The organism is Radiobacillus sp. PE A8.2 (genome assembly GCF_045635475.1).
Classification (GTDB): Bacteria; Bacillota; Bacilli; order Bacillales; family Amphibacillaceae; genus JBJGXI01.
In genome coordinates this window covers 53138-74978 of sequence record NZ_JBJGXI010000010.1, presented here as the reverse complement: position 1 = coordinate 74978, position 21841 = coordinate 53138, and the positions used below count along the sequence as shown (strand labels likewise).

Genomic DNA, 21841 nt, shown 5'->3' with positions numbered 1-21841 from the left:
TCAGCGCCGAAGGAACCTGACCCAATCACTCTAGTTATTGTTAACACAGCAAATGAATTGAAAGATTCTCCAGTCTTATTTCTAAAGCAAAAATTATTTGTCTTGCTTTTTCTATTATTAAAGAAAGCTCACAAATTAACGAAATATAACAATCTTGTTGGGCGGGCCTAGTCACTTACTAATAATTAGAATAAAGTTATCTTTCACCTCTGTCAGACCAAGGAATTTATTGTCAAAATTGGTCGGTAACAGTGTTGATTTTTATGATATACTTAACTCTAATTGATCGGTATAAAGGACGTGTAACGACTTGTCGAAAACCTTCTTTGTTGTTTTTGAAGATGGGGAAACCCTAGAAATTGATGATGTAATTGAGTTTGGTGATGAACAAACTTTGGAGATCCAGCAAATTGCAGCTAAATATACAAAACCTAATTTACGAGGTGCGGAAAAGGGAGAAGACCTATCTTATTTAAATGATGGACAAAAAGAAGAAATCATTTTAATAAAGAATGACCTAGTTGGTGATAAGAGCTTCAGGGAGTTGTTAGATAAAAAGATTGTTGTAATTACTGATCACTCTAAGGACCAATTACTTCTACGCGAAGGTTCTAATGATACAAGTCACCTCATAAGTATGGTTAACAGAATAGTACAAACAGACACCGTTCTAAAAGCGCAATACAAGGGTTACACCGAACTAACCTACACAACAGCTAAAGTAGCAGATCCCAGTCATTACAAATTGGCAATCAGTTTCAAGAAAGGAAATCGCGGGAATAGATATATCAAATCCATTACCGTTGCATTCCGAAATGCACCTACTAAACAGATGACATCAAAGATTACGCTTAGTAAAAAACAAGAAAATGGAATCCAAGATCTTTATAAAAAATTGTTAGAAGAACAAAAAAAGCAAGAAGGACAAAACAATTAAATGTTGAATATATAACTATAAGGTATAAAACTTAATCAAATTAGTTAGAATTAAACATACAAGGGGATGAGAAAAAATGTCTACGAAAACCAGGGAGGTTAACGTATTGAGTAGCCAACCAGTTTTAACGCAAGATGTACATTGGAATATTAATGGCACAAATTATGTCATTCGCAATGTCCCCTACTTCACGTATGATAATGACGATGAAAAATTATTAGATCTAGACGTTTCAATTACTATGACCGCACTAAAAGATCTAATGGTTCAAGGTAAAATGCCCAAGGATATTAATTTTGAGAACTTTGCACACATAAAATTCTAAAATACACAATTCAGATATATTATATGAACGATAAACTCTAATTATTCCTCTTCTTTTAGAGGATTTTTGTTGGCGGAACAAGGGGTCAGGTTTGTCGTTCTATGTCCACTTTTTCTTTTTGTACTTATCATTTTTGATTCAAGAAAATACATTTAGGAATACAGCTAAAGTAACACGAATCGTCAGGTCTCTCGTTCCATTGGTCAATATATAGAGTTGTTGTGCTATAGACCTTCGTTTACCAGTTTTTTGCATTTATATTTATAAATACTTACAAATTAGCATTAATAGTTATTCAGGACCATAGAAAAAAGGACTCATTGAGTCCCTTTTTCAATGTACTTAAGTAATTCGTTTTGAATATTAGATATCTTATCAAAGTTCCTCAATACCATATTGATAATAACTGCACTAAATATACTCGACAGTACAGCACTTGCTACTCCCATCCAAACGAGCAAAGACACCTTATTTTGTCTCAAAATTTACAATCACCTCTATGCATAGATTAAAGGTATTGTTTGTAAATATTGCCTACATTATTCGGATCGATTGCTTCGGGGAACTAGGGGGGGGGAACTAGGGGTCAGTTCTCTCGTTCCAGGTTGTGGGGTGCGCTGTCACTTACCGATTTTCGTCAATATCTGTGAAATGTTTACGATGAATGGTGGAAACCACTCCGTCACCCATCAACCTTCCACGTCCAAATGTGGGCAACGCTGCTTTAACTCTTTAATAAATAGGTCCCGGTCTTTCGGGGAAATCAAGGCAAAATCATACCTGCCATAGGTGATTTCTATTCTTTTTAATGACGGTGCTGGGCTCGATAATGGATTGGTTGTTTTTTTCACAGACCGCATCTTTTCATATGGGATTGTTTTTTTGAATGGAAAGAATTTGATTTTCAGCTGGTCCTCTTCCAGAATATAATGCGTACCATGCACCATCCATATAACGAAGATGGGTAGTACGAATGCTAGGATGACAATGACGATCGTTTTACCAACACCCGGATTTCCTGAAACAATGCCATAGATCCCCGAGACAACACCAGATAGCATCGCACCCCACGCGATTAATGCTAGCCACAAGTCTTTTCTTGATTCGAATTTCATCCTGTTCACCTCTGATATTTTTACGGGTAACGTGGGTGTGGGGTTTCACTTCGGATAGAATGTGTGGTGAAATGGCATAAATTTTCCTAATAAAAACCTGTTTTCTGTAAATTAGTATATAATTAAAAACAACAAACTTATATGTCTTTTCAAAGGAGAAATTCTTGTTTGGCGGCCTTTTCCTATACTAGAGATACAATATTGTAAGGAGTGTGACAATTTGAGTATTATTTCAAGCAAAGCTGGAGCGATATTCATCCCTGTAAGTAACATTATAAATGCACGAAAATGGTACTGTTATATTCTTGATTTAGATCCTAAGTATGAAATAATCGCAGGTCATCTGTGTTGTATTCCGCTCGATAATAACGGATTAAACCTTGTTCTTGACAGTAAAATATATCATGAAGAATCCATATATAAAAACCCTGCTTTTCATTTCAATACGGATGACATTCATAAAGCTTATCAATTCCTGAAAGAGCGTAATGTTGAACTTGTTACCGAAATAGAGAATGGCCATTGGTTTAACTTTAAGGATCCTGATGGGAATTTGTTAATGGTTTGTCAGTGTTAGAATCGCAATTGTTTTTGTATTGACCTCGGGATTAGTAATGTTTAACGGAGGCAAGAAGTGAAGATCTCGCTCGAGAATTTAGTTATCGGGCAGGAATATGGAAAAGGCAGCCTACAAACATTAGGCTGCCTTTTCTGTATCTAATGGAACGAGGGGTCAAATGGAACGAGGGGTCAGGTTCCTCGTTCCACACACAATCAAGCTAGGAATTTTCGCGGACACAGGTGCACTTATTTTTGCCTAAAATGCCGGTTTTGACTATTTGGCGGCCACCAGTGCCCTTATTTGCTAAAAACAGCATATAACAGCAAGCATTTTATTCAAATAAGTGCGCTGGTGACCGCACAATTCCACATATGACGCTTTTGTCACAGATAAGCGCCGTAGTGTCCGGCAACGCCAAACAACTCACGTTTTGGGCTCATTGTTTCATAAAATGACCGTCTCAAAATGGTCATTCCACTCCAAAAATAATTAGCAGTCTTCCGCTTTACTATGATGTAACGGTGGTGGTATCAACCAACCTTTTTCCTTGTTAAGACGAAGAACTTTCGCTCCCAATGCTGCTTTTTGTACATGAAATTGCCCGAACATCATGGCGATGTCTTCTCTAATCGATTGCCCCATGATTGTGCTACATGCGACTAATCCCGCAGCAACATCCATCGATAACACAGCGGCAATTTCTTGGTCTTGGAACCGAGCGCCAACGGGAATATCATCCAAACAAGCCTTTGGTCGTTCTGGTGGAGCCGCAGGTAAACCAACGCCATTTTCTTTTAACACTGTTTCAACTTGCTTCACTTCTTGCTGTCCACCTTGAATGGCTTCCTCAAGCAGTTTTTTCAGATCTCCATCACCTGCATGGTTTAGTTGGGTCTGGTAACACGCAATTGCACCCTTCGCAGTTAACACATAGGACCAAGCAGCAAAAACTTCGCCATAATGCAACGGTTCATTTGCAGGGTTTCCACTCAAAATTCCCATAACAACACTCCTCATTGATTTTTTGATATTCATATAAATTCTCCTAACCAACTACAATACGTATAGAGTATTTGTAGAGAATCAGAAGTTATTCAGGGTATATTCTTATATGTGTCAAAGGGAGTATTAGAAAAGAGCCAGCATCGGTGCTGACTCTTTTTTTGATCGATTATCTGCTTGCTCTGCATGCTTCACAAATTTGTTATGATGATTCCTATCAGGATAAGTACGCGGGGAACGCGGGGTCAGGTTTCTCGTTCCATATTTTAAAAATTTCCCTTTTCGGGGAACGAGAGATCTGACCCCTTGTTTCCTGCTTAGCTTGACGGCTATGGGAACTGACCCCGCGTTCCCCTTAATCCATCCCATTAAACACATCTAACGTAGATCCTTCAATCTCACCAAGGCGCCATAGAGCAATCCGGTTAATTCCTTGCTCGCGGGCGGTTTTGATCCATTTACTAAATGTCTCGTCATCCGCATACCACACGATTTGCTCACGTCCAGCGTCATCTACATACGTAAAATGAACAGCGCCACTTGCCTTATCGCGCTGCACTGGTTCTGAGCTCATTGCCGCTGATGCAGCAGCTTCGACCTCGGTTAGTGCACGAACGCTACCATCCTCACTCCACGCAAATCCGCCTGCAGATAACGCCAAATAATGGTTTCCTTCCAACGTCTGCAGTTTCTCGGCAACCTGCGTAATCAAAGCAACATCCGCTTTCGGACCAGGGCCGCTATGGGTGCCGTATAAATTGTACGCCATCATCACATACGTTGGTCCCTCTGGTAGCGACAAGCTTTCCACCGGCACACTTGGCTCGAGCACAATTCGTAGTTCTTTCCCAGCTACGGTCAGCGCCTCATACAGCTCCCGGTAAAAAGCGACAACAAACTCCCAGTCTTCTTCCCGAATCTTTTCATAATCAATTTCAACACCAGCGAAATCATAGTCCGAGACGAGACCCACGATTTCTGCAATATGGTTCGCTCGACTTTCTTCATTTCTCATTAGCGCAGAAATCAATTCAGGATCTTTCTGTACCGACCCACCAGCAGCGAAAACTGTATCATTAACGACCGTCAAATAGACTTCTTCAGCACCGAGGATTTCAACCGCCTCTTCAAACTTTGGCAGCATCTCGGAAAAATCATCGGTTAATAACAATTTCTTATTTTCATCAAAATAGGCAGCGAATAATTGTACGCTCGCCATTTCCTCTGATACTATATTAAAATCTTCAATTCCTGCCGCCCACTCCCAATCAGCGAGCCATGCAGAAAATTCCATCGGCTCTGGTTCTCCTACCAACGTCTCAGCTCCACGACCGCCAGAATCACGCGTACTGCTGTCAACAAATACGTCAGGCATGTCCAATTGCCAAATCAAATTAACACAAATCGTCACTACAATCACGAACAACGCCGGAATAATGATCAGCTTGTTCAACTTCCGCACTTTTTTCCGCCGCCTTGCTCTTACCATTTCCACAAACCCCCATATGCACCTAGAACGTGGCAATCGTCCAATCAATCACCCGGTCTACCAACGTTTTCACTTGATGTACCTGCTTTTCAAAGCCGTTATAGGAATTTGCGAACAATCGCTCTGGATCTTTCCCGCTATTTTCCCCACTTGCTTCAATTTCAATATCATAATAAACACTATCATAAATCGTCTGGCCTTTATAATAAATATCGTCAAGCACCTGATCTTCTTCAATCGTCACCTTAGGCGCGGCTGACAAAGCGACCCCTCCTGATGCTAGCGCAGCATCGACTGCAATATTTTCTAAAATAACTTGCCTGTCATTCGATACGGTAACAAGGTTATCATCAATTTTAATCTCCAGCTGCTTCTGTTTTGTTGGTGCCGTTTCTGCGGTCGACAGTACCTGCTCCTCTTCACCAGCGAGCTTTTGCACGACCGACACCTGATGACTTTCTACGACAATCCGCACGTACGTGTCCGCTTGTTTATCATAGCGCAAATACACAGACTGCTTTCCTTCTGGGACACTATCCGTTGTCACCCGAAATGTCAGATCGCGGTCAAACGTGTCACTATTTTTTAAATATAATATACCCACTGCATTCCAGGGTGACGTTAAAATAATCTTATTACCGGTAAACTCTGCGACGCCATTAACAAGCTCCCATTCCGCTGCGAGGTCCGCATCACCTTGGAAAAAGTTCATCTTTTGCTTCGTATCTTCCTGCAACTTCATAAGCAGATGATTGACCGACCAGTGCGGTGCCGGTTGCACACGCGTCAAATCATACACATCTCGTGCTTTATGGTTGAAGGCAAAACCCTCACGGTTAAAATGCAGTTGAAAATTTTCACGGATATTCGCATCATTTGCATCATCAACAAGCTGATTCATACCATTATACAGTGCATTCGCGTGCATGATGGTATATACCCGTGGCACAAAACCTAACGCTTCCATATATATATCATGCATGAGCCGGTAATCTTCATCAATGCGCGCTTCCATCTCTGAGCGATTCTCGATTGGAATAGCATTTTCATCGCGAATAAAATCCATTAAATAGTGGGTGTACGATTTAGCCTGCACATCCTGAAAATCTTCTTCATCTAACACACCCAAATACTGATCAAAACGGTCGAGGATATTAATGTATGTCAGCCGGTAGCCATTACTGCCAAGCTCCCAAAAACCAGATTCTCGCATTTCTAACAAATCTTTCGGCTGTAAAAACTTGAATTCTCTTTTATTAAACTTGTTCGCATAGGTCATAACCGTCGCTTTATAATTATACTTTTCTAACAGCGGTTGCGTAAAAATACTAGAATCGTTACGACCATCTTCAAACGCAAGATAGATCGCTTTGTCTGGAAGTGTCCCTTTGTTATAGTAAAAATTAAGAATGTCCTCCTGTGAAATCGTCTCGTATCCTTGTTCCTTCAGCGCATCGAAATGCTTGTCCAGCTGCTGACGCGAAATTAACGTTGGCGTACCAGACCGGCTAACACCGAAATAAGACAGCGCAACAAATCCGTCACGATTCGTCCACGTTGACTTATCCGGCTCTATGTAGCGTTCATTATGAATCGCAACATCAATCAGTAAGCCAAAGATGGCGAGTAAGAACAGCAATTGCAGCACGGTTCTTACGCGCTTTCTTCGATTCTTTTTTTGATAGTCTAACGTTTGGTTTGAATTCTTTTTACCGACCATCAAGCCACATTCCTTACTATCTAGAATTTTCGTTCATGTATGCTTTTAAAGGTTGTTCAAAAAGTCCCAATTAATCACAATGATTACGCACCCCGTACATTGGATGCAGTCGAAAAATCCGCTCCTCACGTAAGTTCTGTCTACGCTCCGGTCCTTTTCTAGCTTCATCCAATCATCTCGGTGTTAATAACGGAACTTTTTGAACACGCACTTTTATCGAGGAGCAAATCGCTTTTCCTTATCTGTTCTAGGAAAAAAGCATCGTGAAGCTTAGGCACCTTACACTTATTTCATATGCGCACGACTTCGTTTAGAAAACAGCCCAAATCTCTTGGCACTTTTCTTCTGCTTCGCTTCCACGTCCTGCGGTGTATCGCGCGTTCCCCACGTTGATTTCCAAAACGTCACCCACGCAACTGGCATTTGCCATAACAGCACGAGTTCATAAAACAAGCAAAACACAAGTCCAAATACCCAGAGCTTACTGCGGCGGAACAATAAGTGCGCAAAGCTCATCAGTAAGGCCATTAACAAAAGCCCCATCAAAAACGTCGACGGGAAAATACCGTACACGATTGGTACCCAAAATAAGTTATGCACCACGATAATCGGTGCTGCAATTGGCACGAGTAAACCAATATAAAAAAACAACGACATAAACGGTTCCTTGCGCCAAATAAACGAACCCGCCCGTAGTGATTCACGTAACCACGACCGCTTCCAACGCATTTGTTGTTTCAAAAAAACATTCATTTTTGACGGTACAATCGTCGAGCAAATCGCGCTATCTTGATATGCGGTACGGTGTGTTTCCAATATATAATTCGTCATACTGCGGTCGTCCCCAAACGTCGCTGGTTGTCCGAGGAACTTTTGATCCAACCACTTCCTAGAATTACGCTGGACAAGGTCTTTGCGATAACACGAAAGCGGTCCTGATAAACATGTCACACTATCAAAAATCGATTCCGCCGCTTTCATCACCCGGAAAGCAACATAATATCGAACCGTTTGCAGCTTTGTTAAAAAGTTCGTATATTTGTTTTCCACATCGGTCCGTCCGGCAACACCACCCATTCGCGGATCTTGAAACGGTTGGACAAGATGTCGGATCGCTGAATTTTCCAAAAAGCTGTCCGAATCAACGAACACGACCAAGTCATGCTTAGCGATATCAATGCCTTTTACGAGCGCTTCCCGTTTACCACCGTTTTCTGGCATCGCCACTAATTGCACCCGGTCGGTGGTTTGAAAGCTGTTTGCTTCCTTTTGCAATCGCGCAATCGTTTCGCGAATTTTTTTCACCGAGCCATCCGAAGACTGGTCATCGACAACGATTACTTCTAACTTATCGACAGGATATTCCTGGTTAATACAGCTAAGAATCGTGCGATCAATCCAGTCTTCCTCATTAAAGCACGGAATAATAATCGACACGCCTGGCGTAAAATCCCGGTTGATCGGGACTGGTTTGTACATCGCGCCAAACAAATAACGACTTAATAAAAATGTGGCAGCAATAATACTGTACAAGTACAACGTGTAATTATATTTTAAATAAATCATCGACTCGACACGCATCAACACGATCACGACAGAAGCCATCAGCAAGAGTAAGCTCGCCGCTGAAATAGATAAGCCCCAACGCTTTCGCTTCACATATTTATAAAGTGGCACGCTGAATTCAAAGGCGATCATTCTCCTTTCAATACCAGAACGCTCTTCTGTGAACGTACGGACAACAGTGGCCGACATCTTCACGTTCGTTTCAAACCCTTCCGGCATCGTGCCTGGCGGAATTTTAAACCGAAGATGAACCTTGTCACCTAAATTGAGATTCGAACGATCGGCAGGTAGTTCAACGAGCATGCCGCTAACGGAAATATCGGTCACTCGTGCATCCAGCTTGCGTTTGCCTATCGTAGCGATATTGACACGAAAATTAGCGTTATAGCGCACACCAAAATCGTGTTTGTCTTTCGCATCACGCGCCACACTGTTCAGTTCATTATATCGCTGACGACTAATCGTACGCCGATCAGCAGACAAACGCATTTGCTCTGGATCCGGTACTTTGGATAGAATTCTGCGGTCTGACTTTATTTCTGTTAGCACCTCTCGATTACGATTACGCTTATTCTTTTTACGAGTCATCGACACCCTCTCCTATCTTGATTTGAGTGGATAAACAGCATTCACAACAATCATTTTATAGAGGTGATTCAAACAGTCCCAATTAATCACAATGATTACGCAAGCAGCCTATCAACATCGAATAGTGGATCCAGCCGAAATCGGATCCTCACGTAGGTTCTGTCTCCGGTCCTCTTTTTCTAACTTCATCCAATCTTCTCGGTGTAAAAAAGGAACCTTTTGAACACGCACTTATAAACTCCAATAATAGTAGCCTTCATTTTCGAAATCAGTTTTATTGTAGAAGCCTTTGATGTCGATGAAAATTCGTTTCTGATCCGTCGTGAAATGTGGCTTAAAATCGGACGATTGCATGCTGGCAAATTGCGCATGTGGCACAGCAAGCACAATCACATTTGCATCTTTCAATTCCGAGATGTCGACCATGTCGAGATTGTATTCGTGCGTGACGTGCTGCGCATTAACAACCGGATCAGCGACAACCGTCGTAATCCCATATTCCGTTAATTCATTAATAATGTCGATCACTTTTGAATTGCGAATATCGGGACAATTTTCCTTATATGCAACACCGAGCACACCAATTTTCAAATGTTTCATATCTTCTTTTTGCCTAACTAATATTTTAATAATTTCACTAGCGACATATTTACCCATCGCATCATTGACGTGACGTCCGGCAAGAATAATTTTAGAATGATAGCCAGTGCCTTCCGCCTTATACGTTAAATAATACGGATCAATGCCGATGCAATGGCCACCAACGAGACCAGGCTTGAAGTCAAGAAAGTTCCACTTCGTTCCCGCCGCCCTTAGTACCGCTTGTGTATCCACACCCATTTTGTTAAACAACATTGACAGCTCATTCATAAACGCAATATTAATATCACGCTGGGCATTTTCGATTACTTTCGCAGACTCAGCAATTTTGATGCTTTCGGCACGATACACACCTGCTTCGATAATCAGTTCGTAAATGCTCGCTACCGTATCCAACGTTTCCTCATCCATACCGGAAACGATTTTGATAATATTATCAAGGCGGTGAATTTTATCACCAGGATTAATCCGCTCAGGCGAATAGCCAACTTTAAAATCAGCGCCGTAGCTAAGACCTGATTCTGCTTCTAAAATCGGCACACAAATTTCCTCGGTAACACCGGGATAAACGGTAGATTCATAGACAACAATCGCACCTTCACTCATGTTTCGACCGATGGTTCTAGTTGCTGCTTCCACATAGTGTAAATCTGGTACTTTATCGATATTTATCGGTGTTGGTACAGTCACAATGTAAAGACTCGCTTCGGTTAGACGGCTTTCATCTGCCGTAAATTCCATCGGTGACTCTCGAATCGCCTCCGTTCCTGTGTCACCAGTCGGATCAATCCCATTTTTATAGTCTTTGATTTTTTGCTCGTCAACGTCAAAGCCAATCACTTCTGCTTTTTTAGCAAATGCAACCGCCAGTGGTAGGCCAACATACCCTAAACCTATGATCGCTATCTTCGCACTTCTTTGATTAATTTTATCGAACAATTCCATTATACTCATCCTTATAAGAGCAGGTTAGTTTAAGCCTAGTACATCTGACAATAAAACAAATTCATAACCTTTGCTTTTTAATTTCGTTATGATCGTCGGCAATGCATCAGCGGTATACAGTTCATCCTGCAAGTGCAACAAGATAATACTACCGTTCTTCGTTTGCTCGAGTGATCCATTAATAATATGGTCGGCATGGTGATTCACATCCCAATCCAACGTCGTTACATCATACAGAACAATTTTTTTATAGCCGGTTGCCGCAATCGCTTGTGCTGACGGCTCGTCAATCTCCCCAGTAGGTGGTCGGAATATCATTAACGGCTGTTTTTGTAACGCATAAGTTAACACTTGGTGCGCCTTGACAATTTCCTGCTGAATTTTGTCCTGAGCCATTCCCGTTAAAACAGGATGGCTGTACGTATGGTTAGCAATATCATGCCCTTCAGCCTCGATTGCTGCTGCTAAGTTCGGGTTTGCTTCCACACCATCGGCACGTAAGAAAAAGGTTGCTTTTACATTTTGTTCTGCTAATATATCGAGAATTCTCGTGATCCGCTTATCTCTTCCCCAGTCATCAAATGTCAGTGCAATTTGCTTTTTGTTTTGATCTAGCAACTCTATCACTTCTGGCTCAGCCGCATCATAATTGGGATTGATTTGGGCCGCATCATAGCCTTCTATTTCTTCCAGCGGTTTACGTTCGCTACCTTCTTCTACTAGTTGGCTTAACGTCACCAGCTCATAGCCAGTATCTTTTACTTGGTCATATATAAGCGGGAGCGCATCAACAACAGCCGGATTGATGTCTGCGTTTAACGTAATAATGCCACCACGGGTAATATATTTAGAGACATAATCAGCAATCGCCTCGGCACTTTTCATATCCCAATCCTGTGGGTTGGCACTGTAATATATAACCGCATCAAGTCCCGCTTCGGTAGCGGCAAGTCGAACATCATCATTATATTCGCCTGATTTCGTGCGAATGTATTTCGGGGTGACGCCTGTTTTTTCTTGTATTACTTCGTTTGCTAAGTTAATTTCTTGGTAGATTTCATCATAGGAGAGCTTGGTGAGGTCGTTGCGGTTTAACGTGTTGTTTTGGACATCATGACCACGGGCTACAATTTCTTTAGCAATATTCGGCTCTTCTGCAACACGCATACCCGGTAGAAAGAAGGTCGCTTTTATGCCTAGTTCACCGAGTTGATCCAATATGCGATACATCATGTCAGCGTCACCCATACCATTGAAAGTAATCGTCAGCTGTCTTTTCGTTGTGTATACAAATGGAATTTCTCTACTCATTTCTCCTGGTTCATGCGCTATGTTATCTGTATTCTCCGGCTGAACGTCGGTATATTCTCCAGTTGTGCTACTAGAGCACGCGCTTAGAAAGAGTGCAATCACAATAAAGATTAATATATAAGATAAATGCGTATAATGAGTCGGGCGCAACTGGATCATATTAATTCTCCTTTAAAAACTATCTCGTTTGCTTGTTGTTTTTATATAAGTGCGTGTTCAAAAAGTTCCGTTTTTAGCACCGACAAGACTGAATGAAACTAGAAAAAGAATACCGAGCGTAGACAGAACCTACGTGATGACCGGATTTTTAGGCCGAATCTAATATTCGATGTTGATAGGCTACCTCGGTAATCACCTTGACAGAAATGGGACTTTTTGAACAATCTCTAGTATTATTTTCCTTCATTAATTACAACAAAAGATTGCCGTTTATTTACTAGTTTTCTACTCATTTCGACAGCAAACCACAGTTATTATCTTTATTATTCGCTATTCGGATTTGACGCTGTGCGCGTTCCCGATCACAAATCAATTACCTCAGATAGCTTAACGAAAGAAAATCCTCTTTGCTGTAACGTTTCGATGATCGTCGGCAGTGCATCAGAGGTTTCCATATCATCTAACAAATGTAACAAAATGATGCTGCCACTTTTCGCTTCATTGAGCACTTTTGTCTCGATTTGTTCTGCCGTTGTATTTTCGACCCAATCTTCACTGTCCACATCGTACAATGCAATGTGTTTGTAACCAGTCGCCGCAACAGCTCTAGCTGATTGTTCATCTACAGTTCCATAAGGTGGACGGAACACCATCAGCGGCTGCGCTTGAATCGCTTTGGTAAGAATTTGGTGGGAACGGACCACTTCTTCTTGAAGCGCTTCTGGCGATAGCTTGGTAATATCCGGATGACTGTACGTATGATTTGCAACATCGTGACCGGCTTCGAATATCGCTCTTGCTAGATTCGGATTGGCTTCGATATTATTTGTGCGCAAGAAAAAGGTCGCTTTGATCCCATAGTTGTCCAAGATATTAAGGATTTGCGATACCTTATAGTCAGATCCCCAATCATCAAACGTGAGCGCCACTTGCTTTTCCTTCGTTTCAAATCTATCAAACAGATTATATTCAACATTTTCATAATTGGCATTGGTAGTCACCGCATCATAACCTGTTATTTCCTCTAATGGTTTCGGTTCTATCCCGTGCTCCATCAATTGATTCAGCGTGACAATCTGATATCCAAGTTCGTTTACCTTTGTAGCGATAAGCGGAATTGCGTCAATCACTGCCGGGTTTTTATCCGCATTTAACATGATAATACTCCCACGCTGCGCATGTGTAGCTACATGATCAGCAATCGTTTCTGCATCCTTCATATCCCAATCTTGTGGGTTAATGCTGAAATGGACAACAGCATCAAGACCTGCATGAGCGGTAGCTAAGCGAACGTCATCATTATTAATATTCGATTTGGTACGAACATATTTCGGCGTAACACCGGTTTCCTCTGCGATAATTTTATTCGATAAATCAATTTCCCGATAAGTCTCAATATACGATAACTCAAGCATATCCCTACGATTTAGCGTGTTATTCTCTATTTCATGGCCACGAGCAACAATTTCTCGGGCAAGCTCCGGATCCTCCGCAACCCGAACACCTTGAACAAAAAAAGTCGCCTTCATATTGTTCGCATCCAGTTGGTCCAAAAGCTGTATTATCATTTGTTTATCACCAAGACCACTAAATGTAAGTGCCACTTCTTTTTTACCCGTATAAACAGAGTGCACTTCCTTACTCATCTCCCCCTCATACGGGGCAATCGATTTATAAGGGTCTTCCGGCACTGGCAACGATTGATCAACCGTTGCCTGGTTCGCAGAGCAAGCCGACATGAATAAGACTAAGATAGAGGCAACAAATATGTACACCATCCTTAATCCCTGAAATACTCCACTAGTCAAAGGTCGTTTCTTTTCCATAATTCTCCCCTTCTATTATGGCAGTATAACTAAAGTAGTATCTATCACCTCTAAAAAACTATCACTTTTAGTATACAAATAAACAACACTCCTCCGCAACATAATTCGGAACGCGGGGTCAGGTTCCTCGTTCCATATTCGGTCGCGGGGGAACGCGGGGTCAGGTTTCTCGTTCCATATTTTAAAAACTTCCCTTTTCAATTCAATAAAGCTAAAGTGGAACGAGAGATCTGACCCCTTGTTTCACTCAATTCAATAAAGCTAAAGTGGAACGAGAGATCTGACCCCTTGTTTCACTAAAAGAGCCAGCAAATATGCCGGCTCTTCCTTTACTATCGATTATTCCTCTGCATCCCATTCAATCTCGACGCCCCATTTACTCGCCAAGCTGTTAAGTTCATCCTCAAACTGCACAATTAATGCTTCTGATTGAGCGAATAATGCATCCGACGTTTCATAGTCGCCTTCTAACCATGCGTACTCTGCTTCAATGTATTTTTCGATTGATTGTACATCTATATCGTGCACTGTCTTTAATTCTTCTTCTTCAATTTTGTCCCCATATGCTTTTGTGTCAGCTAGAACTTCCTCTAGTCCAGGGATTAATGTATCCTCTGTATATACTGTGAGCTCTTCTTCACTACCGTTTTCCACAAGTACCATTTCTTCATCCACCAGCGCATTATAGCTATCTGTTAATGGATTCGTTTCCTCCAAATACGTCATCATTACATCAGAATTACCGAAAAACGCTTGGAACAAGAAATACCCCCCGATTGCCACCGGAATAATACCAATTAAAGAAAATAATAGCTTCTTCATCTTCTTCCTCATTTCAATTTATTATACGAACAGACTTAATTATAATTGATTCCGCCAGATTCGAATATATGTTTTTTGGGGAACGAGGGGTCAGATCTTTCGTTCCACTCCACCATCACCGAATTCGGAAAATGACACTTTTCGATATCCCTGTAATCCTAGCCAGTTGGCCCAGTGATACGCCTTCTACTTTTTTTAATTCTAAGAGAATCTCATTTCTTTGCTGTTTTCTCATTTGTTGCAGCGCACTGTTATTTAGAACCCCCATCTGCTTCAGATAGGCTCGGACTTCATCATCAGAAACTTTCCTTTTCACATGATCGTCTAAACAATCGTCATCATTTGATCTTTGCATATAATCGGAAAATAGTTGGAGGGCCTTTTTTCTATCTGAGGAGAATAATTGAAGAGCGAAATCAATGTCAACGAAACTAGGGGAACGCGGGGTCAGGTTTGTCGTTCCATTGGCACAATAGATCTGACCCCTCGTTCCACCCGTTCCCGCTAGGTATTCATTTATACTTGTCCATTTGCAATCAAAAGCACTATCTACTAATCCTGCTTTTACGGGGTTTTGGTGAATATAACGAAGTACCGTTAGGAAATAGCGAACATTCTCTACGTTCTCGCGCTTATAGCGCCCCTGGAATAAATGTCCCGATCGTTCATATTTGTTATTGTACCAGTACACATAACTAGCACCTATCCTTTGCACAGCCTTTGACACCGGGATTTCTGTTTCTTTTAGTAACAAATGAATGTGATTGTCCATCAGGCAATAACTGTAAACCTTTATCTTGCAAACGTCTTTATATCGACGGATCGTGTCGATAAACCTTCGCCTGTCCTGATCATCTTCAAAAATAGTCTGCCTATTAATCCCACGAATCATGATATGATATATACCATTTGTACTTATCCTTCTGGGAGGTCTTGGCATGAGCGTCACCTCGTTTTTTAATTATTTTATAGAGAGTAGTTAGTTGAAACTATGGAGCTTCGCAAGCCTTTTAAAGAAAGTAGAAAGTGAAAAGAAATGGTGAACGGTGGGATATAAACTGGGTGGTGAATGGAGATTGTGATATGATACTAATTCAACATTTGTTTAAAAATTCCTCTTTTTAATTGAATAAAGCTAAAGCGGCACGAGAGAACTGACCCCTCGTTCCCCCCCTCGTTCCCCCCGGGAGTACTGACCCCTTGTTTCATTCTATCCAATACGCTGTGCAATCTTTACTTCGCTTCATGAATCCATATTCAATTAGGTATCTTCTAATTGTTGCAAAGTCACTGTATATTGATTTTAATATTTCATTTACTTCTTTTTCTGAGTAAGTGATGCCTGTTTCGAAACGATTGATAATATTTTGTAGTACGATTACTTTACGTTTTTCCTTACTTGGAAATGTAGCTAATTGGCCGTCGATCCCTTGTTTAAAATAGGTTGACAAGACTTTTTCCTTTTCTTCTTCTGTGATTGCATAACGATCATCCACCATCTTTGCCCCCTTGTGAAAATTAATAAATTTATCATCTTTCTTTTGGTCCGTACTTTTCTGCAGTAAATCCATAATAGTAAGAAACACCTTTGCTTGCTTTTCCTTTTCTTTCAGCTTAAATCTGTGATTTCTAATCGTTGATGGACTGCCTCCGTCCTGTTCCTTGACGATTTCTTTATCACTTAACCCTTGCTTGAAATAGTGGAGTAATTCTTTTTGGTGCTCAGACAACCCTGTATATTTTTTATCCAAACGCATCAAATAATCAAAAACAGATGTATGAGCATCCGTTATGTGACGGACAATGGCTTTTTTTGCTTCATACAATGTGCCATCGATTGGATAAATAATCCCATCTTCAAAAGCTTCGTTGCAAAGCAGGCAAACATATTGATCATTGGCGTCATTGTAAACATAGCCATTCGATAGTTCCTCGATGGTTGCATTCCAAAAACGTTTTTCAGTCCCCATTAGTAAACATCACCATCATTCGTTTGTTTTATAATAAACATTTTACCTTATTGTTTATTTTATCGCAATACCTATAGCAATGCATTTAAAACTTAATTTTAAGAAAAAGCACTAATGTTTACTTTTTATATAGAGGGGTAAACAACACTGATTTATTTTTTAGAAGTGGCCTTATATCTAAATAACTGCCTTCAATTAGAGGCTAGCGTAGAAAAAAATAGTGCTGATTACCAATACGGCATATAGCGTGCGCTGCTTCTGTTTTAAAAGGGAGGGATAAATTAATTGAATACAGTTTACCTTATTATAGGCGCTATAATTCTCATAGTGACCTTCATTGACATATTTTGGACAACCTTATGGGTCGATGGCGCATCAGGTCCACTTTCCACACGCTTTACGGCATTTTGCTGGAGGGGACTTCGCAAAATATGTAGGGATAACACAAAGCTTTTAAGTCTTTCGGGACCTATCATTTTAATATTGACGCTTCTTATGTGGGTTGTATTGATTTGGGCCGGGTGGACACTATTCTTTGCAGGGGATGAAACATCTCTTATAGATACACAGAATAGGGGACCTATATCTTGGTCAGATAAAATCTACTTTACCGCTTTCACACTGTTTACATTGGGAATAGGAGATTTTATTCCAAAAGACGGGTTTTGGCAAATCGCTACTTCGGTTGCATCTGGGAGCGGGATGCTGTTTATTACATTTGGAGTCTCGTATGTACTTTCTGTTGTGGAAGCAGTAACACTTAAACGTGCTTTTGCAGAAAATATAAGCGGACAAGCTACAAACGGGGAGACTATTGTGAAAAACGGGTGGAATGGTACTGATTTTTGTAACATTGATTTATTTTTAAAGGATCATGCAACACAGCTAACTAAACTGACTCAACAACATAAAGCATATCCAATACTGCATTACTTTCATAGCGAAAAAACAGCGCAAGCTTCCACTGTGGCAGTGGCCATTTTTGATGAAGCCTTAACGATATTCACATTCGGTGTTCCTGAGAATTACCAGCCCAACAAGGTGTGGATTAAAGAAGCACGCTCAAGTGTGCATAGTTACCTAGAAACGCTTAACGCGGCATGTATCAACTCAACTAACAACACGCCCCCAGCACCGGATTTAAATACGCTTCGAGCTACAAAATTACCTACAGTCTCTAATGAAGCATTTGAAAGTAGCTTAACTCAACTTAAGGATCGCAGAAAAAAGTTATTAGGTATGGTTGAAGCAGATGCTAGGAGTTGGCCGGCGGAGAAAAAGGTAAATTGATACAACAAGGATAAGAAAAGCGCAAAGTACCGCCCGAGAAACGTAGCGACTGAGATAAAGGAATCATGCCCCGCATAGGGGTATGTCGGCGTTGGACCACGAGTCCGCTTTTAGTCGACCTTCCATAAAACCTGAATCGATAATGACTTATCGTAAGGCGATTCGCGAAGTCGCCTAGTTTCTGGCGCTCGGAGCTGGACACTTGTAAAAATTTATATATCAATTAAAAAATGACATCTATACTTAGTCTTGTATAGATGCCTTATTACTTAAATTCCGTCGACTGATAATTGAATAGTGAAGCTCGATTACTTTCATTTGACGATAAATTCGAGACGTGCTTATATAGAATACCTTCAGCAATTTCTTCAGGTGGAAGGTTACTACCATAAGGCATTTCCATGATGGAATTAAAATGTTCCTTGTAGTCATTAAAGAGCATCTCCGCGTATTCCTTCGAATCATCTTCTCCACAAATACCATTATCTTGAATTAATTCAGCCAAACTTTCTTTTACTAATTCAACCGTCTTTATTCGAGCTTCTTTATTATTCATCATCAAACTCACCACCTTAGGTCAATTATATACCAGAATAAGGTTTATTAAAACATGGCCTTAAATATTTAAGAACTCTCCCACTAAACACAATTTGCTTATACTGCGGAAACCATGGAGCTTTTTTAATTTCTTTATAAAAATATATTAATTCAGAATGAGATTTAACTCCATGAGCTAGAGCTGTTATATATTTCCTATCTGCTACAGGACCAATCATAATATCAGGGTGTTTTTCACAAGGTTCTTTGAAACAATACCTCTTGTCTTTGTTTACACGATGATGCACTATAAACTTTGCCCAGTCTAAACCATCATTCTTCCCATCAAAATATACACACCTCAAACTGGTATCACTATTTATTAGTTGATCCACTTCAATATTAAGAATAACCGGTTTAGCTGAATAGTTTTTCGCTCTTGTTTCGGAAAGTTTATTCACTTGTTGTACACATGTTGCTATATTATTATAAGTACAGTAAAATCCTTCGCCAAAATCCAAAGAAGAGGGCTTTTTTTGATATCCTAAAGGATTAAAACCTCTTTCAAGTATTCCATGATTTTTAATAAGTTTTGCTCCAATATTAGTTGTTCCATGAATAACCACATTGGGTATCTTTAAATTAACATCACTAGTAGGATATGTATAATTCAAAAAATTCATCTCCTCTTACCATGCACTATTAGAATATTATAACAATTAATAATATTTATATCTATTGCCTATAGAGCGATATAATCAAGAGTAGCAAAGATGCTGACTCGAATTTACATATCTAATCTTCTACCCAATAAATAAAAAAGAGCCATCATAATTGATAGCTCTCCTCTAATTAATAATACGGATAATAAGGATACGGCGATGGATAATACGGGTATGGCTGCGCAAGGTAAGGCAATAATGCCAGTGTTGTTAAGCCTGCAAGCGGGAACTGACGGCGTCTGAAGCGTCGATACCTTCTTCTAGGCCCTCCGAAACCATAACCACCATATCGCATATCTTCATTATTTTCCATCACATCTTCTCCAACAAGCACCGTAACATTGTCCCTCTCTACATTTTCGATAATCCCATCTAAAGTATTACCGTCATGCATCGTTATGGTTACATGATAATACATCATTTTTTTGCATTGATCATGTAAATTCCTAGTATCATCAAATTGATTGTGATCCTCATACATAGTGAAACCTCCCCTTTCAGAATCATGATATTCACCTAAAAGGAGAGGTGTTACTGAAACAGGGTGAAACAGGGTGGGTGAAACAGGGGGTCAGTTCCCTCGTTTCACTTTTGGGTGGAACGAGGGGTCAGGTTCCTCGTTCCATATTTAAGAAATCATCTCTTTTCAATTGGAGAAAGCTAAAGTGGAACGAGAGAACTGACCCCTCGTTTCCCAACTCTACCGATATTTCCAAAACCAAGCTTGATACAATTGTATGAGCGCATAGTTTGGATTTTCTTCATCGACCTCAATTTCTGCTAAGGTAACAGTCACTTTTTTTCTCTCTTGCCTGCACTCAATGTATATGCCATAAAATTCATCAAACTCCATGATTTGATCCAACCGAAGACAATTAACATCATATTCTGCTACCGATAACGGACCTACGTCTTGTTGATAGGTTGCCGAAAAAGGAAACGACAAATGATTTTGCAAATAGCCGTAAAATATTTCTAACTTTTCATTAGTCACCGCTAGCAGATCGAAAAGATCACTTTCGTTATACGTTTTCCCTTTCACTAGATTCGGGATATCTAGTAGATGCGCTACACTTACTTCCCAATCTTCCAATTCAACTGGCTTGGGAGTCATAACCATATCTTGCGGTACAGATAAGCCATTTATCATGGTTATATTATCAAAAGGATTTTGCTCTTTCATCGTTTTGATCGCAAATTGATCATCAAAGTACGTCATGTTAAACATATCTCTTATCTTTTTTGATTTTTGCGTTGTCGTACTTTGTTTGGTGCCGAAAAATTCACAAATGTCTGTAACAGACGCATATGGCTCATTAGCTTTATCGAACAAAAAATTCACAGTACCTAATGCATGAATCACAGCTGCAGCCCAAATTTCTATTTTTCCACTTTGGAAAGGGACATCCCGCTTCCTTGCCATTTTTTGAACCAGTTGCTCTATCACCACATTATATTCTTCATTTAAATATTGCTGACTAAAACCTGTTGTTAACTCTATCAATTTCACTTTCTTTTCTTTAAGCTTTTCCTTAGCGTCCACCACTATGAATCATCCGTTCTCGTACAATCGATCCGTCCCCTTGTACAGGTTAATTTACCTCTTCGAATATTGCTGGAAGTCCATCTTTTCTATTCAAGGTGAAAAAAGCGATGAATCTGTCTATTGATTCTTCACCACTATTTATTTTCTTCATTAATTTGCGACTTCTTTTTATTAAATATCTCTCATGATCCTTTGAGAAGCAGAAAAACAATCCGGAAGTCATGCTAAAATCATCAAAGTGGACCAACCTGGTAAACAATAACGTGTTCGCATGTAAACTTCCACTCATCCCATTGTCCACTAACGTTATCGTATTATCGGGAGAAATACTGTTTCTTAGCAACAAGATTCCTTTCTGTTTATCTATTTCCACAACCTCATAGAGTTGTGTATCTGCTGTTTTCATCGCTTTTAAAATAATTCGTTCATCATCCGTTAAATCAGGACGTGAATTTATGTATGCAAACAGATTGCTGTCTCCTTGATTGAATCTCTCATATACATTGAAATCCATCAACGCATCTTTTTCAATCGGCGACTCTAGTACAATGTTGTTATTTTCCACCATACCAAATAACTGTGCCGCCCTCTTAATATCATCTTCCCTAACATAATCATTTAAAATGTTCCCGTGTAATTGAACCATTATCTTTCTATATTCCTTATACCTTTTTAACAAATCCACACAATCACCCTTTCTGGAACTAGACACCTGTCTCCTTGTACCATTATAAGAATTTCCGGTTAAAAACGCCACTGTGGGTAACCACGCTTGGTGGAACGAGGGGAACGAGGGGTCAGGTTCCTCG

The 21841-nt window shown here is 40.3% G+C and carries 20 protein-coding genes; 4 read left to right on the top strand and 16 right to left on the bottom strand.

All coding sequences use genetic code 11. The features are described 5' to 3' along the window. Positions 1-310 precede the first annotated feature (310 nt). The gene (locus ACI6MV_RS07630) at positions 311-937 is read left to right on the top strand and encodes a hypothetical protein (protein WP_407269680.1); all 627 of its coding nucleotides are present in this window, start codon (positions 311-313) and stop codon (positions 935-937) included. A gap of 106 nt (positions 938-1043) precedes the next feature. Then, the gene (locus ACI6MV_RS07625) at positions 1044-1262 is read left to right on the top strand and encodes a hypothetical protein (RefSeq protein WP_407269679.1); all 219 of its coding nucleotides are present in this window, start codon (positions 1044-1046) and stop codon (positions 1260-1262) included. Between the two features lie 689 nt (positions 1263-1951). Here ACI6MV_RS07625 and ACI6MV_RS07620 read toward each other — a convergent pair. Continuing rightward, positions 1952-2377 carry a PH domain-containing protein gene (locus ACI6MV_RS07620; RefSeq protein ID WP_407269678.1) on the bottom strand — a complete coding sequence of 142 codons (426 nt, stop codon included), beginning with the start codon at positions 2375-2377 and terminating at the stop codon, positions 1952-1954. A gap of 220 nt (positions 2378-2597) precedes the next feature. Between ACI6MV_RS07620 and ACI6MV_RS07615 the strand changes: the two genes are divergently transcribed. Then, a complete protein-coding gene (locus ACI6MV_RS07615; RefSeq protein ID WP_407269676.1) occupies positions 2598-2954 on the top strand; it encodes a VOC family protein in 357 nt (118 codons plus the stop codon). A gap of 474 nt (positions 2955-3428) precedes the next feature. Here the strand turns inward: ACI6MV_RS07615 and ACI6MV_RS07610 are convergent, their stop codons facing one another. From ACI6MV_RS07610 to ACI6MV_RS07565, 10 genes are all read right to left on the bottom strand, one after another. Further along, complete coding sequence (locus ACI6MV_RS07610; RefSeq protein ID WP_407269675.1) at positions 3429-3941, bottom strand: DUF3231 family protein; 513 nt, start codon at positions 3939-3941, stop codon at positions 3429-3431. Between the two features lie 355 nt (positions 3942-4296). Further along, positions 4297-5430: a glycosyl hydrolase family 18 protein gene (locus tag ACI6MV_RS07605; RefSeq protein WP_407269673.1), complete on the bottom strand. Its 1134-nt coding sequence runs from the start codon at positions 5428-5430 to the stop codon at positions 4297-4299. A gap of 22 nt (positions 5431-5452) precedes the next feature. Further along, a complete protein-coding gene (locus ACI6MV_RS07600) occupies positions 5453-7150 on the bottom strand; it encodes a polysaccharide deacetylase family protein (protein WP_407269671.1) in 1698 nt (565 codons plus the stop codon). Positions 7151-7435: 285 nt separating this feature from the next. Then, positions 7436-9304 (bottom strand): glycosyltransferase, encoded by a 1869-nt coding sequence (locus ACI6MV_RS07595; protein ID WP_407269670.1) that lies wholly within the window; start codon positions 9302-9304, stop codon positions 7436-7438. Positions 9305-9535: 231 nt separating this feature from the next. Then, complete coding sequence (locus ACI6MV_RS07590) at positions 9536-10849, bottom strand: nucleotide sugar dehydrogenase (protein WP_407269668.1); 1314 nt, start codon at positions 10847-10849, stop codon at positions 9536-9538. Between the two features lie 24 nt (positions 10850-10873). Further along, entirely contained in the window at positions 10874-12319 is a 1446-nt protein-coding gene (locus tag ACI6MV_RS07585; RefSeq protein WP_407269666.1) for a polysaccharide deacetylase family protein, read from the bottom strand. A gap of 362 nt (positions 12320-12681) precedes the next feature. After that, positions 12682-14145 carry a polysaccharide deacetylase family protein gene (locus tag ACI6MV_RS07580; protein WP_407269665.1) on the bottom strand — a complete coding sequence of 488 codons (1464 nt, stop codon included), beginning with the start codon at positions 14143-14145 and terminating at the stop codon, positions 12682-12684. 339 nt (positions 14146-14484) lie between these two features. Next, entirely contained in the window at positions 14485-14967 is a 483-nt protein-coding gene (locus ACI6MV_RS07575) for a hypothetical protein (RefSeq protein WP_407269664.1), read from the bottom strand. A gap of 115 nt (positions 14968-15082) precedes the next feature. Continuing rightward, complete coding sequence (locus tag ACI6MV_RS07570; protein ID WP_407269663.1) at positions 15083-15907, bottom strand: transposase; 825 nt, start codon at positions 15905-15907, stop codon at positions 15083-15085. A gap of 265 nt (positions 15908-16172) precedes the next feature. After that, complete coding sequence (locus tag ACI6MV_RS07565; RefSeq protein ID WP_407269662.1) at positions 16173-16937, bottom strand: DUF2087 domain-containing protein; 765 nt, start codon at positions 16935-16937, stop codon at positions 16173-16175. Between the two features lie 507 nt (positions 16938-17444). Here ACI6MV_RS07565 and ACI6MV_RS07560 point away from each other — a divergent pair. Continuing rightward, positions 17445-18227 carry an ion channel gene (locus ACI6MV_RS07560; RefSeq protein ID WP_407269661.1) on the top strand — a complete coding sequence of 261 codons (783 nt, stop codon included), beginning with the start codon at positions 17445-17447 and terminating at the stop codon, positions 18225-18227. A gap of 265 nt (positions 18228-18492) precedes the next feature. On the opposite strand, the gene ACI6MV_RS07555 is transcribed toward ACI6MV_RS07560, so the two are convergent. The 5 genes from ACI6MV_RS07555 to ACI6MV_RS07535 all read right to left on the bottom strand — a co-directional run bounded on the left by ACI6MV_RS07555 (position 18493) and on the right by ACI6MV_RS07535 (position 21717). After that, entirely contained in the window at positions 18493-18786 is a 294-nt protein-coding gene (locus ACI6MV_RS07555; protein WP_407269660.1) for a hypothetical protein, read from the bottom strand. Between the two features lie 22 nt (positions 18787-18808). Next, positions 18809-19438, bottom strand: coding sequence for a DUF3990 domain-containing protein (locus ACI6MV_RS07550; RefSeq protein ID WP_407269659.1), 630 nt, complete (start codon positions 19436-19438; stop codon positions 18809-18811). A 178-nt stretch (positions 19439-19616) separates the two neighbouring features. Further along, on the bottom strand, positions 19617-19967 hold the full coding sequence (locus tag ACI6MV_RS07545) for a hypothetical protein (protein WP_407269658.1): 351 nt from the start codon (positions 19965-19967) through the stop codon (positions 19617-19619). Positions 19968-20186: 219 nt separating this feature from the next. Next, positions 20187-21032, bottom strand: coding sequence for a DUF6398 domain-containing protein (locus tag ACI6MV_RS07540; protein WP_407269657.1), 846 nt, complete (start codon positions 21030-21032; stop codon positions 20187-20189). Positions 21033-21078: 46 nt separating this feature from the next. Beyond that, a complete protein-coding gene (locus tag ACI6MV_RS07535) occupies positions 21079-21717 on the bottom strand; it encodes a DUF7986 domain-containing protein (RefSeq protein ID WP_407269656.1) in 639 nt (212 codons plus the stop codon). Positions 21718-21841 lie beyond the last annotated feature (124 nt).

What these genes read in the sequence shown, in the direction of transcription:
- ACI6MV_RS07575 (WP_407269664.1), bottom strand. Translation starts at nt 14,967, where the DNA reads ATGAAGAAGCTATTATTTTCTTTAATTGGTATTATTCCGGTGGCAATC.
- ACI6MV_RS07605 (WP_407269673.1), bottom strand. Translation starts at nt 5,430, where the DNA reads ATGGTAAGAGCAAGGCGGCGGAAAAAAGTGCGGAAGTTGAACAAGCTG.
- ACI6MV_RS07595 (WP_407269670.1), bottom strand. Translation starts at nt 9,304, where the DNA reads ATGACTCGTAAAAAGAATAAGCGTAATCGTAATCGAGAGGTGCTAACA.
- ACI6MV_RS07600 (WP_407269671.1), bottom strand. Translation starts at nt 7,150, where the DNA reads ATGGTCGGTAAAAAGAATTCAAACCAAACGTTAGACTATCAAAAAAAG.
- ACI6MV_RS07610 (WP_407269675.1), bottom strand. Translation starts at nt 3,941, where the DNA reads ATGGGAATTTTGAGTGGAAACCCTGCAAATGAACCGTTGCATTATGGC.
- ACI6MV_RS07570 (WP_407269663.1), bottom strand. Translation starts at nt 15,907, where the DNA reads ATGCCAAGACCTCCCAGAAGGATAAGTACAAATGGTATATATCATATC.
- ACI6MV_RS07545 (WP_407269658.1), bottom strand. Translation starts at nt 19,967, where the DNA reads ATGTATGAGGATCACAATCAATTTGATGATACTAGGAATTTACATGAT.
- ACI6MV_RS07590 (WP_407269668.1), bottom strand. Translation starts at nt 10,849, where the DNA reads ATGGAATTGTTCGATAAAATTAATCAAAGAAGTGCGAAGATAGCGATC.
- ACI6MV_RS07580 (WP_407269665.1), bottom strand. Translation starts at nt 14,145, where the DNA reads ATGGAAAAGAAACGACCTTTGACTAGTGGAGTATTTCAGGGATTAAGG.
- ACI6MV_RS07620 (WP_407269678.1), bottom strand. Translation starts at nt 2,377, where the DNA reads ATGAAATTCGAATCAAGAAAAGACTTGTGGCTAGCATTAATCGCGTGG.
- ACI6MV_RS07565 (WP_407269662.1), bottom strand. Translation starts at nt 16,937, where the DNA reads ATGGGGACTGAAAAACGTTTTTGGAATGCAACCATCGAGGAACTATCG.
- ACI6MV_RS07555 (WP_407269660.1), bottom strand. Translation starts at nt 18,786, where the DNA reads ATGATGAATAATAAAGAAGCTCGAATAAAGACGGTTGAATTAGTAAAA.
- ACI6MV_RS07585 (WP_407269666.1), bottom strand. Translation starts at nt 12,319, where the DNA reads ATGATCCAGTTGCGCCCGACTCATTATACGCATTTATCTTATATATTA.